Annotated in this window: 14 protein-coding genes and 1 pseudogene; 11 read left to right on the top strand and 4 right to left on the bottom strand. The window is 58.3% G+C overall.

Annotated elements, in window-relative coordinates:
• Positions 1–95: 95 nt before the first annotated feature.
• Positions 96–332, top strand: a complete 237-nt coding sequence (locus JSY17_RS01355) for a DUF2970 domain-containing protein (RefSeq protein WP_117165185.1) — start codon at positions 96–98, stop codon at positions 330–332.
• Here JSY17_RS01355 and JSY17_RS01350 read toward each other — a convergent pair.
• Positions 314–1,417, bottom strand: coding sequence for an ABC transporter substrate-binding protein (locus JSY17_RS01350; protein WP_206401153.1), 1,104 nt, complete (start codon positions 1,415–1,417; stop codon positions 314–316). The two genes, JSY17_RS01355 and JSY17_RS01350, sit on opposite strands and share 19 nt — an antisense overlap.
• A gap of 568 nt (positions 1,418–1,985) precedes the next feature.
• Here JSY17_RS01350 and JSY17_RS01345 point away from each other — a divergent pair.
• On the top strand, positions 1,986–3,644 hold the full coding sequence (locus JSY17_RS01345) for a nitrite/sulfite reductase (RefSeq protein ID WP_117180901.1): 1,659 nt from the start codon (positions 1,986–1,988) through the stop codon (positions 3,642–3,644).
• A complete protein-coding gene (locus tag JSY17_RS01340) occupies positions 3,628–4,122 on the top strand; it encodes a DUF934 domain-containing protein (protein ID WP_117165188.1) in 495 nt (164 codons plus the stop codon). The genes JSY17_RS01345 and JSY17_RS01340 overlap by 17 nt, the downstream gene beginning before the upstream one ends.
• Positions 4,123–4,863: 741 nt before the next feature.
• Here JSY17_RS01340 and sohB read toward each other — a convergent pair.
• Complete coding sequence (sohB, locus tag JSY17_RS01335; RefSeq protein WP_200977929.1) at positions 4,864–5,892, bottom strand: protease SohB; 1,029 nt, start codon at positions 5,890–5,892, stop codon at positions 4,864–4,866.
• A 205-nt stretch (positions 5,893–6,097) separates the two neighbouring features.
• Here sohB and JSY17_RS01330 point away from each other — a divergent pair, with 205 nt between their 5' ends.
• From JSY17_RS01330 to JSY17_RS01305, 6 genes are all read left to right on the top strand, one after another.
• On the top strand, positions 6,098–6,808 hold the full coding sequence (locus JSY17_RS01330) for a histidine phosphatase family protein (RefSeq protein ID WP_206401152.1): 711 nt from the start codon (positions 6,098–6,100) through the stop codon (positions 6,806–6,808).
• A gap of 55 nt (positions 6,809–6,863) precedes the next feature.
• Positions 6,864–7,181, top strand: a complete 318-nt coding sequence (locus JSY17_RS01325; RefSeq protein WP_206401151.1) for an SCP2 sterol-binding domain-containing protein — start codon at positions 6,864–6,866, stop codon at positions 7,179–7,181.
• A gap of 191 nt (positions 7,182–7,372) precedes the next feature.
• Positions 7,373–8,440 carry a phosphotransferase family protein gene (locus tag JSY17_RS01320; RefSeq protein WP_206401149.1) on the top strand — a complete coding sequence of 356 codons (1,068 nt, stop codon included), beginning with the start codon at positions 7,373–7,375 and terminating at the stop codon, positions 8,438–8,440.
• A 24-nt stretch (positions 8,441–8,464) separates the two neighbouring features.
• Complete coding sequence (locus tag JSY17_RS01315) at positions 8,465–9,232, top strand: SDR family oxidoreductase (RefSeq protein WP_117180906.1); 768 nt, start codon at positions 8,465–8,467, stop codon at positions 9,230–9,232.
• 215 nt (positions 9,233–9,447) lie between these two features.
• On the top strand, positions 9,448–10,590 hold the full coding sequence (locus JSY17_RS01310; RefSeq protein WP_122370848.1) for a Gfo/Idh/MocA family protein: 1,143 nt from the start codon (positions 9,448–9,450) through the stop codon (positions 10,588–10,590).
• Between the two features lie 100 nt (positions 10,591–10,690).
• Positions 10,691–11,470 carry a TSUP family transporter gene (locus tag JSY17_RS01305; RefSeq protein WP_117164762.1) on the top strand — a complete coding sequence of 260 codons (780 nt, stop codon included), beginning with the start codon at positions 10,691–10,693 and terminating at the stop codon, positions 11,468–11,470.
• Here JSY17_RS01305 and nudC read toward each other — a convergent pair.
• Positions 11,438–12,274 carry an NAD(+) diphosphatase gene (gene nudC, locus JSY17_RS01300; protein ID WP_117187100.1) on the bottom strand — a complete coding sequence of 279 codons (837 nt, stop codon included), beginning with the start codon at positions 12,272–12,274 and terminating at the stop codon, positions 11,438–11,440. The two genes, JSY17_RS01305 and nudC, sit on opposite strands and share 33 nt — an antisense overlap.
• Positions 12,275–12,285: 11 nt before the next feature.
• Positions 12,286–13,098: a crotonase/enoyl-CoA hydratase family protein gene (locus JSY17_RS01295; RefSeq protein WP_117164764.1), complete on the bottom strand. Its 813-nt coding sequence runs from the start codon at positions 13,096–13,098 to the stop codon at positions 12,286–12,288.
• 202 nt (positions 13,099–13,300) lie between these two features.
• Between JSY17_RS01295 and JSY17_RS01290 the strand changes: the two are divergent.
• Together JSY17_RS01290 and JSY17_RS01285 are read left to right on the top strand one after the other, a co-directional pair.
• Positions 13,301–14,785 (top strand): annotated as a pseudogene (locus JSY17_RS01290) (ATPase domain-containing protein).
• Positions 14,782–16,812, top strand: a complete 2,031-nt coding sequence (locus tag JSY17_RS01285; RefSeq protein ID WP_206401147.1) for a response regulator — start codon at positions 14,782–14,784, stop codon at positions 16,810–16,812. Before JSY17_RS01290 ends, JSY17_RS01285 begins: the two are co-directional and overlap by 4 nt.
• Positions 16,813–16,823 lie beyond the last annotated feature (11 nt).

The raw sequence follows: 16,823 nt of genomic DNA, 5'->3' as shown, positions 1-16,823 counted from the left end.
GCCGCCTTTCCATGGACGCATCGCCGCTCATGGAAAGGCGACGTTGGCTATGCTGTAAGTGACCCGATCACTTGAAGGCCGGTCAGCGAGGGCTTATGGACGATCCATCCGATGACTCGCCAAAAGACCAGGGCAAGCCACCCACCTTCTGGCAAATGCTGCACAGCGTCATGGCTGCTGCCTTTGGCGTGCAAAGCAACAGGAATCGCCAGCGCGACTTCACCCACGGCAAACCTTCCCACTTTCTGCTGTTGGGCCTGCTGTTTACCGTTTTCTTCGCTCTGACCCTGTTCGGCATCGTGCAACTGGTGCTTTATTTCGCCTCGGGCTGAACCATCGGCAGCATGTTCTTGAGGGCAAACGGCGAATCATCACCCACCGGCTCGCGGCTGAATGCCTGCCTGTCCAGATAGTAACGCTCGACTTTGGCCGCCTCCAGAAACCGCCTGGCATCATGTCGCTCCACCAGTTCCAGCACACGGACGCAGCGATCGCCGATGCGCTTGCGAGTCTGCACATCAGCCATCTCATAGTCATGCAACAGAAGCATCGCCCAGCCACCAATGGTGAAATGCCCGGTCGCCACCACACTCAGATGACCACTCAACTGCGCCTGCAACGAAATCTTCGTGCCATTAATGGCACTGAAAAGGATGTCCCTGCCCGGCTCGCCGCCACGCTCGCGCAAGGCATCCATGGCACCGAAAGCCATCTGCTCATTTGCAGCCCAGATCAGACGGATATCCGGATAGCGCTTGAGCAGTACACGAGCCTGTTCCTGCGCCCTGTCCCGACGCCAGCCACCCAGCACGATCTGGCGCAGATGAACCTGCGGAAACTCGGCAAGTGCACGGCGCATACCGCGCTCACGCTCCAGGGAAACCGGGGTGGAGTTGGTGCCGGAAAACGCCAGCATCTCGACGGGCTTACCGTCGGCGAGTCCGGGATAGAGGCTGATCAGCCGTTTGGCCGTCAGATAGCCGCCCTCCTCATCATTACCGACCAGACTGCCGAGGAAATTGGGGTATCGCGCGGGAAGATCACCGAGAATCCGCATCTGATCCTCGGTCAATGTGTTGTTGACGGCCAGCAGCTTGACGCCACTACCCTCGGAAAGACGCAGCACCTGAGGGGCCACATTCAGTTCATTGGAAAAAACCAGATAGTCGGGACGCTCGCCAGCGCCCTGCAGTGCTTCTCGGGCCATGGCCAGCAACTTCCGGGTATCGCGGTCGGTGTACAACACTTCGAGTGACATGCCGGTGCCTTCGGCAGCAGATTGCATGACACGGGCATAACTCTGCCAGTAGCCATCGGCCGCAAAGCCCGGGCTGAGAAAAGTGACGGAAGCGGCCAGCAGCGAACCGCTCCATATACCGGCGAGAATGATCAGGCAGCGACAGATAAAACCATTCATATTCACAAAGCCTTGGAATGACCAAGCGATGAATGGTTATCGGCCACCCACTCCGAATACTGGAGAGCCGCGCAATCTGCCTCTCGAAAAGTCAGGTTGCGCTATTGCCCGCTGACCCAGAAAACAGCAGCGCCTACTGCCAGCAGAATGATGAAGGAAATAGCCCAGGCATCCACATGGCTATCGGACCGGGTGGTCTTCGGGTGCTTGCTCATCGCATCGCCTCTTGTCGGTTTTATAGGTGATTGCATATGAAAGAATCAGGTCGTGCCCTCATCAGGCATCGCCAGACAATGAGTAAAGTCGATAATTTTCCACACGGCAAGCAAGGTCATATGACCAGCATCTTTTGCTTATCGCTTTTAACGATTTGCATATATATAAACATCACTTTTACCGATATCTGCAAACTGGTATCTTCGCCGCGCTCCGTAGGGAGTGCGCGACCGTGCGCGCAGAATTGTCTGGATGGCGCAAGGCTTCGCGAGCAAAGGCAGACCGTGTTTACAACAGTCGCGTTTGACGCAGCAGACCTTGCTTCATTACGAAGCCTGAGAACAGGACCTATATGTACGTATACGACGAGTACGATCAGCGGATCATCGAGGACCGCGTCAAGCAGTTCCGTGACCAGACCCGACGCTATCTGGCAGGGGAACTGAGCGAAGAAGAGTTTCGACCGCTGCGCCTGCAAAACGGTCTTTATGTCCAGCGTTTCGCGCCGATGCTGCGCGTTGCCGTGCCTTACGGCCAACTGACGTCGCGTCAGACGCGCATGATGGCCAAGATAGCCCGCGATTACGACAAGGGCTATGCACATATCAGTACCCGCCAGAACGTCCAGTTCAACTGGCCGGCCCTGGAAGACGTGCCGGATATTCTGGCCGAACTGGCCACCGTGCAGATGCACGCCATCCAGACCAGCGGCAACTGCCTGCGCAACGTGACCACCGACCAGTTCGCCGGTGTAGCCGCCGACGAAGTGATCGACCCGCGCCCATGGTGTGAAATCGTTCGGCAGTGGACCACCTTCCACCCGGAATTCGCCTACCTGCCGCGCAAGTTCAAGATCGCGATCAATGGCTCGAAAAGCGACCGCGCAGCCATTGAAGTACACGATATCGGCCTGGAGCCGGTGTACAACGCTGCCGGCGAGCTGGGCTTCCGCGTCCTGGTCGGTGGCGGCCTTGGCCGTACTCCGGTAGTTGGCGCTTTCATCAACGAATTCCTGCCATGGCAGGATCTGTTGAGCTATCTGGATGCCATCCTGCGGGTCTACAACCGCTACGGTCGTCGCGACAACAAGTACAAGGCCCGGATCAAGATTCTGGTCAAGGCACTCACGCCTGAAGTCTTCGCCGAAAAGGTCGAAGCCGAAATGGCTCACCTGCGCGGCGGCCAGACCACTCTGACCGAAGCCGAAGTGCAGCGCGTTGCCAGGCACTTCGTCGACCCGCAATACAAGGCTCTCAGCGACCAGCACGACGAGCTGGCCGCCCTGGACGCTCAACATCCCGGCTTCGCCCGCTGGCGTACCCGCAATGTCCTGGCCCACAAGAAGCCGGGCTACGTTGCCGTGACCCTGTCGCTCAAGCCAACCGGCGTTGCTCCTGGAGACCTGACCGACAAACAGCTGGACGCCGTTGCCGACCTGGCCGACCGCTACAGCTTCGGCCAGTTGCGCACCTCCCACGAGCAGAACATCATTCTGGCCGACGTCGAGCAATCGGAGCTGTTCACTCTCTGGAACGAACTGCGTGAAGGCGGCTTCGCCACTCCGAATATCGGCCTGCTGACCGACATCATCTGCTGCCCTGGCGGTGATTTCTGCTCCCTGGCTAACGCCAAGTCGATCCCGATCGCCGAATCCATCCAGCGTCGCTTCGATGATCTGGACTACCTGTTCGACATCGGCGAACTGGACCTGAACATTTCCGGCTGCATGAACGCATGCGGTCACCACCACGTCGGCCATATCGGCATTCTGGGCGTGGACAAGAAAGGCGAAGAGTTCTATCAGGTTTCGCTCGGCGGCAGTGCCAGCCGCGATGCAAGCCTGGGCAAGATCCTCGGCCCCTCCTTCGCCCAGGAAGCAATGCCGGATGTGATCGAGAAGCTGATTGACGTCTACGTCGAGAAACGCACCGAAGACGAACGCTTCATCGACACCTACCAGCGTATTGGCATTGACCCTTTCAAGGAGCGCGTCTATGCAGCGAATCATTAAGAACAACGAAGTCATCGACGAAACCTGGCACCTGCTGCCCAAGGAAACGACTTTCGACAGCCTGTCCAACTGCGATGACCTGATCGTTCCGCTGGCGCTGTGGCGTGAACACGGCCATGCACTCAAGGCCCGCGATGGCGGTCTTGGCGTATGGCTGGACAGCGATGAGGAAGCTGAAGAGATCGGCGAGCATGTCGACCAGTTCCAGGTCATTGCCCTGAACTTCCCGGCTTTCACCGATGGCCGCAGCTACTCCAATGCACGCCTGCTGCGTGATCGCTATGGCTACAAGGGCGAGTTGCGGGCAATTGGCGATGTATTGCGTGACCAGTTGTTCTACCTGCGTCGCTGCGGTTTCGATGCTTTCGCCGTCCGCGCCGACAAAGACCCTTACGACGCCCTGGAAGGCCTCAAGGACTTCTCGGTGACCTACCAGGCTGCAACCGACGAGCCTCTGCCGCTGTTCCGTCGTCGCTGACGGGCAGTGTTTCGCGAAGGGATTCGCTCTGTAGTCCGTCAGAGGACTGTGGGAGGCAGCTTGCTGGCGACTTCACCGTTGTCGCCAGCAAGCTGCCTCTCATCAAGCAAGACCATGAATTAAAAGTATTTTTCGTGGGGTAAAACGTTTTCCGGTGGACATATCCATTATCGGTATGTGCTGGTTCTACCGGTTCCGCCTTTACGGCGGCCCCCTTTGTTTCGGCAAAGGGGGGAAACCATGGGCTCCGGTTCGGCCCCGGCAAGCCGGGGTTCCCTTACGTCGCAATCGGCGGCGTCTGGACCATCTCGGTTTAAAAAGCGCAAGCGTAAAAGCTCTTTGCCGCAATCGTGAGGGCGCTGCAGAACGCGACGTTGGTGAAGGCTGAGTGGAGGCACTGATCCGGTGGTAACTCTGCATGGATGCAGAGTTAGCCGCACAGGGCCATGGATGGCCCATTGCGGCGACCGCCGGATCAGTGCCGGAGCGAAGGAACCCCGCCGTCAGGCGGGGCCGAACCCGGAGCAATGGTTTTGGTTACTTTGGCCGAAACCAAAGTGACGCGCCGTAAAGGCGCAAGGCGGCCTCAAGCCGGACCCTCAATCAGCAACCACACGGCACCTGTTTGCTACGCGACAGCGCGGTGCCGGGGCGGCGGGCGAACTCCTACAGCATTACCAACGCTATACCAGAGACACCACAACACTTAACGAGGACAGAGCCAATTCATTCGCGAAGGCATCACCAGAAACGCTGTTGGGTCAAACGATTCCACCAGCCGGTCACCAGCCGATCCACCGATGATTCGGCCGCCAGCCCCACCCGCTCCTGCAGGCTCTTGCGCTGGGCGTAGTTCAAGTGAAAGACCTCTGCCTCCTTGGCCCGCTCGGCCAGATACTGATCGCTGGTCTGCAATTCATCGACCAGTTGCTTCTCAAGAGCCGCCATACCCAGCCAGACTTCACCGGTCGCCACTTCATCGATGGACAACTGCGGGCGATAACTGGCAACGAAGCCTTTGAACAGGTCATGGGTGATATCCAGGTCCTGCTGGAACTTCTCACGGCCCTTCTCGGTGTTTTCGCCGAATACGGTCAAAGTGCGCTTGTACTCACCTGCGGTCAGGACTTCAAAATCGATATCGTGCTTTTTCAGCAGCCGGTTCACGTTGGGCAACTGCGCCACGACGCCAATCGAACCGAGGATCGCGAACGGAGCGCTGATGATCTTGTTGCCGATGCAGGCCATCATGTAACCACCGCTGGCCGCGACCTTGTCGATGCAGATGGTCAACGGAATCCCCGCCTGACGGATACGCGCCAGTTGCGATGATGCCAGGCCATAGCTGTGAACCATGCCGCCGCCGCTTTCCAGGCGCAGGACCACTTCGTCCTTTTCAGTGGCCAGGGTCAGCAATGCGGTGATTTCATGACGCATGCTTTCGGTGGCAGAAGCCTTGATGTCGCCATTGAAATCCAGCACGTAGACCCGTGGCTTGACTTCGGGCTCGGCCTGTTTCTTCTCTTTCTTCAGAGCCTTGGCCTGCTCCTTGCGCAAGACCTTGAGGCGATCCTTGTCGAGCAGTGCCTGCTCCAGATTCTCGCGCAAGCCTTTGTAGAACTCGTTGAGCTTGGTGACCTGAAGCTGTCCTGCCGACTTGCGACGGCCTTTTCCACGTACTGACGCAATAGCCACGAGCACGATGACGATGGCAATGACCAGCGTCACCGTCCTGGCCAGAAAACTTGCGTAATCGGCGACAAAATCCACAGATGTTCCTCACTTGCGTTGCGCCCTTACCAGTCAAGGGCTGCGATGGCTAAAGCATACCGACGCGTCCGGGCGTTCACCAGCGCGCTACCTGTTGCAAATAGTTAAAACAGTAATTTCAAACGAGCGTATGTTTTTTCGTTGACAGGCCCCGGCCATCCCCCATAACCTCGCCGGACCTTCAACGTACCGAGACGACACGGACGTGGGCAGCATTTATCTGATACGACATGGCCAGGCTTCATTCGGTGCAGACGATTACGACGTCCTGTCGCCTGTCGGTATCCGTCAGGCTCAGGTACTCGGCGCGCATCTGGCACAACTCGGGCTACGCTTGGACCGTTGCCTGTCCGGCAATCTGCGGCGTCAGAAAGACACTGCACAGAATGCTCTGGCCCAACTGGCCGAGGCCGGCCTTGAAGCACCTGCACTGGAAATCGACAGCGCCTTCAATGAGTTCGATGCCGAGGGTGTCGTGCGCGCCCTGATACCCGCCATGCTCCCCGATGAACCCGACACCCTGAATATCCTGCGCAATGCTGGCCATAACCCGGCCGAATTCCAGCGCCTGTTCGCGCAGATCGTCAGCCGCTGGCTGGGCGGCGAACACGACACACCAGGCATGCAAAGCTGGCTGGCATTCGTCGCTGGCGTAAAAGCGGGCCTGGACAGAATCATCGAAGCGGCCGGCAGACATGAGCGCATCGCCGTGTTCACTTCCGGCGGCACCATCACGGCTTTGCTGCACCTTGTTACCGGAATGCCCGCGCAGCAGGCATTCGAGCTTAACTGGCATATCGTCAACACCTCGCTGAACCGACTGGAATTCAGTGGCAGCAAGGTAACCCTGGCTTCCTTCAACAGTGACACACACCTGCAACTGCTGAAGGCGCCGGAACTCATCACTTACCGCTGAGTCCGGCAAATCGCGCCCTGAACGGCGCCAGAACCAACCCTAAAAGGATAAGACCATGACCTCAGTAGCCGAAGCTGTCCAAACCATGAAAGCCAAGTTCAACCCAAGCGCCGCTGCGGGCCTGGACCTGGTTTTCGGTTTCAACATCACTGACAAAGACAAGCACTACGCCCTGATCGTCAAGGACAGCACCTGCGAACTGCAGGAAGGTGAGAACCCTGACGCCAACGTGACCCTGATCATGGACAGCGAAACCCTCAAAGGCATCGTCAGCGGCGAGACCGATGGCATGCAGGCCTTCATGGGCGGCAAGCTGCGCGCCGAAGGCGACATGATGCTGGCCATGAAGCTGAGCGATCTGTTTCCGGTCTGATCCGGGAGCTGCCTCCTGGCGATGCACAAGAAAACCGAAGCTCAAGGGCTTCGGTTTTTTTTCGCCTGAATCAAACCGGCTGATCGACGGGCAACACGCTAGCCTATAAGGCTCGCCCAGGGTTGTTCGCAGACACGTGGTTCATTAGATTAGCCAATGATCCTGGCAGACCATAATAAGCAGGAATAAGCATGGCGCTCACCGACCAGTCCACGGATATTCGTCCAGGCGAAGAGCTGGACGCACACCTCATCGATCCCTACCTCAAAACCCGGATACCCGGTCTCAGCGGCTTGCCGCAGATCAGCCAGTTTCCGGGAGGTGCTTCGAACCTCACTTATCTGGTCCGCTACCCCGAACAGGAGTTCGTTCTGCGCCGCCCGCCATTCGGGCAAAAAGCCAGGTCGGCTCACGATATGGGCCGCGAGTTCCGCATTCTCAACGGCCTCAGGGATGCGTTCCCCTATTGCCCGAAAGCCTATGCGCACTGCACCGATGAAAGCCTGATCGGTTCCGACTTCTACGTTATGGAGCGGGTCAAGGGCATCATTCTGCGCTCGGACCTACCGCCGGAATTGAATCTGGACGCCGGGCAGACCGAGGCACTGTGCAAAAGCTTCATCGACAAGCTGGTAGAACTGCATCGGGTCGACTATCAGGCCTGCGGCCTGGCCGATCTGGGCAAACCGCAGGGTTATGTCGAGCGGCAGATCCTGGGCTGGAGCGAGCGCTACGAGAAAGCCATGACTCCCGACGCTCCCGCCTGGGAAAAGGTCAGGAACTGGCTGACAGAGAAAATGCCCGCCGACCATCCGCAGCCAGCCATCGTGCACAACGATTACCGCTTCGACAACGTGATTCTCGACCCCGAAAACCCGATGCGCATCATCGGCGTGCTGGACTGGGAACTGACCACGCTGGGCGATCCGCTGATGGATCTGGGCAACACCCTGGCTTACTGGATACAGGCCGACGACCCAGCGCCCGTGCAACTGATGCGTCGCCAGCCCAGCAATGCCCCCGGGATGCTGACCCGCGAGCAATTTGTCGAGTACTACGCCGAACGCTCAGGCATTCGTATCGACAACTTCGATTTCTATTACACCTATGGCCTGTTCCGTCTGGCGGGCATCGTGCAGCAGATCTACTACCGTTTCTTCCACGGCCAGACCCGGGACAAACGCTTCGCGCAGTTCATTCAGATGAACCTGCTGCTGGAGCGCATGAGCCTGCAAGTGATCGAAAAATCCAGCCTTTGAGTGCAGTGACCCAAGGAAACCACCATGTCCAGAACCCAGTTATTCGACCTTGATGGCAAGATCGCCTTCGTTTCCGGTGCCAGCCGCGGTATCGGTGAAGCCATTGCCCGGCTGCTGGCTCAGCAAGGCGCGCATGTCATTGTTTCCAGCCGCAAGATCGAGGGCTGCCAGCAGGTTGCAGATGCGATTATCGCCGAAGGTGGCAAGGCGACGGCCATTGCCTGCCATATCGGTGAGATGGAACAGATTCAAAGCGTGTTCGAGCAGATTCGCCAACAGTTCGGTCGTCTGGACGTGCTGGTCAACAATGCGGCCACCAACCCGCAATTCTGCAATGTGCTGGATACGGACCTCGGTGCTTTTCAGAAGACCGTGGATGTGAACATTCGCGGTTACTTCTTCATGTCGGTGGAAGCCGGCAAGCTGATGCGTGAAAACGGCGGCGGCAGCATCATCAATGTGGCCTCGATCAATGGCGTATCCCCGGGCCAGTTCCAAGGCATATATTCGGTGACCAAGGCAGCCGTCATCAATATGACCAAGGTATTTGCCAAGGAATGTGCGGCCTTCGGTATCCGTTGCAATGCCCTGCTGCCAGGCCTCACCGACACCAGGTTCGCCTCGGCACTGGTCAAGAACGACGCCATCCTCAACATGGCGCTGGCTCAGATTCCCCTCAAGCGCGTGGCTGCTCCCAGCGAAATGGCAGGCGCGGTGCTGTATCTGGCCAGTGAAGCATCGAGCTACACCACTGGCGTTGCGTTGAATGTGGATGGCGGGTTTCTTTCCTGAGTCAGGAGTAATCACTTTGTGGCAGGCAGCTTGCTGGCGACTTCAGCGTGCATACGCAAAATATCTGCCGGTTTTCGGGCCTTTTAACCGGCAAGCTGCCTCCCACAAGTTTACGTATGCCTTGACTGCCCAGCACAAAACAAGAATTAAATTTCCATAATTAAATTTTATGGAATATATTTTCCGAAAAACAATAATCCATCACGGAGATTGTCATGCGGAAAATCCCTCTCACCGCCCCACTGGGTATCGGCCTGATCGGCACCGGTTTCATGGGGCGCGCCCATGCCCTGGCGTTTCGCAATGTCAGCGCGGCCTTTGAGTTGCCTGTGCCTGTTCACCTGGCTGCTCTGGCCGATGCGGACAGCGCCCGCGCCGAGCAATGTGCTCAGGCATGGGGCTTTGAGCGCAGCCACAGCGACTGGCAACAACTGATCGACGATCCCCAGGTACAAGTCGTGGCGATCACCACACCCAATCATTTGCACTTCCCCATGGCCATGGCAGCCATCGCTGCGGGAAAGGCCGTGTATTGCGAAAAGCCTCTGGCGGTCAGTCTTGCCCAGGCGGATGAAATGCGCCGCAGTGCCGAGGCCGCTGGCGTTGTGACGCAAGTGGGTTACAACTATCAGCACAACCCGATCATCGACCTCGCAAAAGAGATGATCGAAGCAGGCGAGCTGGGGGAAATCATCAGTTTTCAGGGCGAGTTCAGCGAGGATTTCATGGGCGATCCAGCCTCGCCATGGTCATGGCGCTGTGAAGCCGCGCATGCCGGTGGAGCACTGGCCGACCTTGGCAGCCATCTGCTGGCCATGGCCCGCTACCTGCTGGGCGATATCGAAGCGGTGTGCGCCGATTCAAGCACCGTGCATCGCCAGCGTCCAGCCACCCACGGCAGCAACGAGCTGCGCCCGATTGCCGTAGACGATCAGACTCACGCCCTGCTGCGCTTTGCCAGCGGTGCACGCGGCACTTTCAGCAGCAGTTGGCTCAAACATGGCTACAAGAACCACCTGAGCTTTGAAATCAGTGGCACCCGCGGCACTCTGGCCTTCGATCAGGAGCGCTTGAACGAGCTGCGCATCTATCGCAGCGGCGCAACCGGGCGCGATGGCTTCCAGCGGATACTCGCGGGTCCCGCCCAGGCAGGTTATGCGGCCTTCTGCCCGGCACCCGGCCATCAATTAGGTTACAACGAACTCAAGGCGCTGGAAGTTCACTCACTGATTCAGGCCGTATGCGGCCTTGGCAAGCGAGGGCCGGACTTCGAAGAAGCCTGGCAGATCGAACGCCTGGCAGCCGCAATCCGCCTTGCGGCACGTGAACAGCGCTGGGTCGGGCTGGGTGAAATCTGAAAACGCCTTCGACCATTGTCTGACACCGGGCAGACAGGGGAGTAGAATGCACGCCTCCGGGCAGCCATTCTGCCCCCCTGCCTTATAAGCCATACCGAACATGCCTTTTGAACTCAGTGTCGACCTTGCCACCCTCGCCATTCTGATCGTTGTTGCCTTCATCGCCGGATTCATCGATGCCATTGCCGGAGGCGGCGGGCTATTGACCACCCCTGCCCTGATGACAGCCGGCCTGCCGCCGCATCTGGTGCTGGGCACCAACAAGCTCAGCTCGACCTTCGGCTCGGCCACGGCCAGCTTTACCTACTATCGCCGCAAGCTTTTCCATCCCCGGCAATGGGCTCATGCACTGGTGGGCACCGCCGTGGGCGCGGCTCTCGGCGCGGTGATCGCGCATTATCTGCCTGCCGAATGGATCAACCAGATGCTGCCGGTGATTGTGTTCGGCTGCGGTCTGTATCTGCTGTTCGGCGGCACCCCCAAGGCTCCGCTGGACAGCAATGCACCGATCAGGAAGACATGGCAATTGCCTCAGGGGCTGACGCTGGGCTTCTATGACGGCGTCGCAGGACCGGGCACCGGTGCCTTCTGGACCGTCAGCACGCTGATGATGTATCCGGTGGATCTGGTAAAGGCCAGCGGTGTGGCGCGCAGCATGAACTTCGTCAGCAATGCCGTCGCCTTGTCGATATTCATCTTTTCGGGTCAGGTGGACTTCGTCCTCGGGCTGAGCATGGGCCTGTCGGTGATGCTCGGCGCCTATTTCGGCGCAGGCACCGCCATCAAGGGCGGTGCCAAATTCATTCGTCCGGTGTTCATAATCGTGGTCCTGGGCCTGACCGTGCGCCTAGCCTGGCAGCACTGGTTCGGGGGCGCCTGAGCGACGGGCCAGATACGCTTCGATCAGATAGCGCGCAATGGAGCGGCTGGCCGGTAACGGCGGCAGATCATCGACATGAAACCAGCGCGCATCTTCGATCTCATCGGCCTGGGGCACGATTTCACCGCTTTCATATTCGGCGTGGAAACCCAGCATCATCGAATGCGGGAACGGCCAGCACTGGCTGCCCATGTAAGTGATGTTGCGGATGCGGATCTGCACTTCTTCCATCACTTCCCGGCGTACACAGTCCTCGGCCGACTCGCCGGGTTCGGCAAAGCCTGCCAGAGTGCTGTAGACGCCGGTCACGAAACGCGGTGAGCGAGCCAGCAGGATTTCATCGCCACGGGTAATCAGCACGATCATGCTTGGCGAGATTCGCGGGTAGAAACGCAGGTTGTCATGTTCGCAGTACATGGCCCGTTCACCGGGAATCTGCACCGTCGGGCGGCCACAGGCACCACAGAATCGATGCTCGCGAGCCCAGGTGCTGATCTGCGCCGCATAGCCGAGCTTCTGATAGACCGCAAAATCGCCCTGCAGCATGAACTGGCGCAGCCCCTGCCAGGTACAGCCTTCGACCTCTACCGACCGATCGAGCACCAGCACATAGACCGGCTCGCCATCGAAATGGCCGATGCCATGCTCGCTTTGTACCGGCAGGTCCTGACGCTTCAGCCATTCCCTTGGAAACATGACGCCATTGCCGTCAAGCAGAAAACCCTGATCACCATGAACCACGGCCCAGCCACCTGTGGCCGAGGTATCCAGAACTGCAGTTGTCCAACGCGCCGGGCGTGTCATGACAAGACTCCTTAATTGTCGAAAACCGGCTTCTGTTTGCTCATGTGCGCAGCCATGGCCAGCCTGAGATCGACCGATTGCAGCATGGCAGAGTTCCAGATGGCAACGTGTTCGAGACCGTCATCGATACGATGATCACGCATGTAGGCGATCATCTGCTTGGTGCCTTCTATCGCGATGGGCGACTTGGCGGCGATTTCACGGGCGATGGCAAAGACAGCCTCAAGCAGGCTCGGTGCATCGGCAAAGGTGCTGTTGACCAGACCGATGCGCAGAGCCTCCTCGGCACCGACTGTACGCCCGGTATAGGCCAGTTCCCGCATCATGCCATCGCCAATGATCCGCGGCAGACGTTGCAGGGTGCCGACATCGGCGGCCATGCCCATATCGATTTCCCGGATCGAGAATTGCGCATCGGCAGCGGCATAACGCATGTCACAGGCGGAAACCAGGTCGATTGCTCCGCCCAGGCAGTAACCATGGATCGCTGCCAGCACCGGCTTGCGACAGTTATCCACGGCAGTGAACGAAGCCTGCATCTGCTGGATCTTGTTGCGCAACAGGCGCGCATTGCGCCCCACATCCTTGCCCATCTGGCCGGCGATGGAAGCCAGCAGCGCCAGGTCGATTCCGGAGGAAAAATGCTTGCCCGCACCACTCAGGACCACGACGCGAACCTCATCGTTTTCCTCGATCCATTGGAATATCTCTATGATCTCGGTCCAGAAGGCGGCATTCATGGCATTGACCTTGTCCGGTCGATTAATCTGCACATGAGCGATGTGGTCAGTCAGCTCGACGAGAAAGGCTTGGTAATCGGACACGGCATCATCCTCGGGGGGTAGTTATTGTCTGAATAAAGCGGACTATAGCAATCACTTACCGGCTGTCGTAAGGCGACTTTTATGACATTTCCCGGACCCGGAATCAGCTGCAGTCCAGTGTCTGCGGGATAAAAAGTCTGAACCGCACCCGTCAAAAGGGGTCCAGATTCATTGCCTGTAATCGGAAACAAGAGGGCAATACTTGGAAAACTCAAAAGCGGTAACCGGTATAGAAGGTCTGGATGACATCCTTTCGGGTGGTCTTTCACGCAATCACGTTTTCCTTCTCGAAGGAGAACCCGGAACCGGCAAGACCACCGTCGCGCTGCATTTCTTGCGAGCGGGTGCCCAAGCGGGTGAAGTCTGCCTGTACATCACACTCTCGGAAACCGAACGAGAGTTACGTGAAGGAGCACGTTCCCACGGCTGGGAGCTGGACAAGAACATCGAGATTTTCGAACTGACACCTCCTGAAAGCCTGCTCGATGATGAACAGCATCAGAGCCTGCTGTACTCCTCCGACCTTGAACTGGGGGAAGCGACACGGCAGATCTTTGATGTGGTGGAACGCGTCAAGCCTTCCCGCGTAGTCATCGACAGCCTTTCTGAAATTCGTCTGCTGGCGCAAAGTTCACTGCGTTACAGGCGGCAAATCCTGGCCATCAAACATTATTTCGCGCGCTACGACACTACCGTCCTGCTGCTTGACGACTTGACCGCCGAGACGCTGGACAAGACCGTACACAGCGTCGCCCATGGCGTCATCCGCCTGCAGGAACTGACGCCCAACTACGGCGCGGAGCGGCGACGCATAAAGATCGTCAAATATCGCGGCCAGAAGTATCGCGGCGGCTTTCATGATTTCACCATCATGCCGGATGGTGTCCATGTGTTCCCACGGCTGGTCGCGGCATAACACCGCAGCGACTATGTCCACAAGCAACTCAGCAGCGGCATCAAGGAGCTGGACGAACTGCTCGGTGGCGGTATAGACGGAGGCTCGAGTACGCTGATCCTCGGTCCGGCTGGCACTGGCAAATCCCTGATCGCCCTGGTATTTGCCGCTGAAGCCGTCGCCCGTGGCGAACGGGTCGGCCTGTTCATCTTCGATGAAGAACTGGGGCTGCTGTTCGAGCGGATGAGAAAGATAGGTATCGATCTCAAGGCCCTGCAGGACACCGGCAACCTGCTGGTCGAGCAGGTGGACGCAGCTGAATTGTCACCGGGGGAGTTCTCCCACAGGGTTCGTCGTTGTGTGGATGAAAAACAGATCAAGACTGTAGTCATCGACAGCATCAACGGCTACCAGGCGGCAATGCCGGAAGAGAATTCGCTGATTCTGCACATGCATGAACTTCTGCTCTATCTCAACCGACAGAACGCCTCTACCTTCATGACCGTGGCACAGCACGGTCTGATCGGTGACATGCAAGCGCCAGTAGACATTACCTATCTGGCGGACACAGTGATACTGTTGCGCTACTTCGAGGCGCTCGGCCAGATCCGCCGGGCCATATCCATCATCAAGAAGCGAACCGGTACTCACGAATCGACGATTCGCGAATACCGAATCGGCAGAAGCGGCCTGAGGATAGGCGATCCACTGGCAGCCTTTCAGGGAATCCTGCGAGGTGCTCCCGATTACTTTGGCGAAAGCAAGCCACTGCTCAAGGATGAAGACGAGTGAGTGCCAGCGGATTGTTATCGGAACGGGCTGTCATTCTGGCCCCCAGAGGGCGTGACAGCCAGATTGCGGTAATGATCCTTGAGGAAGCGGGCTATCGGGCTACGATCGCCCGCGACCTCAATGAACTTGGCCACGAACTGAGTATGGGTGCCGGACTTGCAGTGATTGCCGACGAAGCATTGCGCGGCAGGGACATCAACCCGTTGCTCAGCCTGCTGGCCAACCAGCCAGCCTGGTCCGATCTGCCCGTGGTGTTGCTCACTCACCATGGCGGACCGGAGCAGAACCCTTCGACGCGGCTCGGCAGTCTGCTGGGCAATGTCACCTTTCTGGAACGCCCTTTCCATCCCGCGACTCTGGTCAGTCTGGTGTCAACGGCTGTGCGTGGACGAAGGCGGCAGTACGAAGCACGGGCACGCATGGAAGACCTGGTGGAAGGCGAGAGACGCCTGCAAAACGCACTCAAGGCAGGTCGTCTCGGCTCCTGGCAACTGGAAGCCGAATTTCTTGTGCTCACCTGTTCGGCCATCAGCAAATCCCACTATGGTCGTGAAGAACACGACAATTTCAGCTACGACGACTGGCTGGAAACGGTTCACCCCGAAGATCAGCCCCGCATGCAATCGGCCTTGCAACGCAGCCTGGATACGGGCGTCGATTTCATCATCGAATACCGCGATATCTGGCCGGACGGCTCAGTCAACTGGGTCGATGTCCGCGCCCGGGCCATCCGCGCCAAGAACGGCCGGGTCAGCGCCCTTGTCGGAGTGACTTCCGATATCTCCGAGCGCAAGCAGGCCGAAGCCCAGCTGCGCAGTCTCAACGAAACCCTTGAGCAGCAGGTCGAAGAGCGAACGACACAACTGCGCAATAAAGAGGAAATTCTACGTCAGTCACAGAAGATGGAGGCCGTCGGCCAATTGACGGGCGGTATCGCTCACGACTTCAACAACATGCTCACGGGTATCATCGGCAGCCTCGAACTGATCAGGCGACGCCTGGAACGGGGCCGTGTCGAAGACCTGGACAAACTGATCGACCTGGGCGTGACCTCGGCCAACCGTGCCGCCGCCCTCACCCATCGACTGCTGGCGTTTTCCAGGCGCCAGTCGCTGGACTCCAAACCAGTGGAGATGAACCAGTTGGTCAGTTCCATGGGCGAACTGATCCAGCGCAGCCTCAATGAAAGCATTCACCTGGACATGCGCTTCAATGCCGAGCTATGGACAGCCGAAGCCGATCCCAACCAGCTGGAAAATGCTCTGCTGAACCTGGTGCTCAATGCCCGGGACGCCATGCCCGATGGTGGGCATTTGCAGATCGAAACCTTCAACCAGCGGCTGGACAAGTCGTTCACCAACGCCCATGAAAACCTCTTGCCGGGCGACTATGTGGTCCTGAGCGTCAGCGACAACGGCTGCGGCATGCCGGAGGCCATTGTCAGCCGTGCCTTCGATCCGTTCTTCACCACCAAACCCATCGGCCAGGGTACGGGGCTCGGATTGTCGATGATCTATGGCTTCAGCAAACAATCTCATGGCCATGTTGCCATCCAGAGCGAAGTCGGTCGCGGCACTACCGTGCAATTGTTTCTGCCGCGCTTCCAGGGCGATCAACCCGAAAAAGAACAGAGTTATCAGGGCAATACCCTTTGCGCCAAAGAAGGCGAAACCGTCCTGATAGTCGAAGACGATCCGGCCGTACGAGCCCTGGTCTGCGCGGTACTCAGCGAGCTGGGATATGCCTACATAGAGGCAGGCGATGCACGAGGCGCGGTACCGGTCCTGGAGTCGGATCAGCGCATCGACCTGCTGATCAGCGACGTCGGCCTGCCCGGCATGAACGGTCGACAACTGGCGGAAATAGCCCGGCAGTTAAGGCCTGAGCTGAAAGTGCTGTTCATTACCGGTTATGCCGAACATGCAGCCGCACGCTCGGGCTTTCTGGACACAGGCATGCAGATGATCACCAAACCCTTTGCGTTCGATCACCTGACATCCAAGGTGCGGGAGATGATTGAAGCCTGAATGGCCAGAGT

The organism is Pseudomonas capsici, assembly GCF_017165765.1.
Classification (GTDB): Bacteria; Pseudomonadota; Gammaproteobacteria; order Pseudomonadales; family Pseudomonadaceae; genus Aquipseudomonas; species Aquipseudomonas capsici.
The sequence above is the reverse complement of the archived record's forward strand: the minus strand, read 5'-3'. Positions and strand labels throughout refer to the sequence as shown.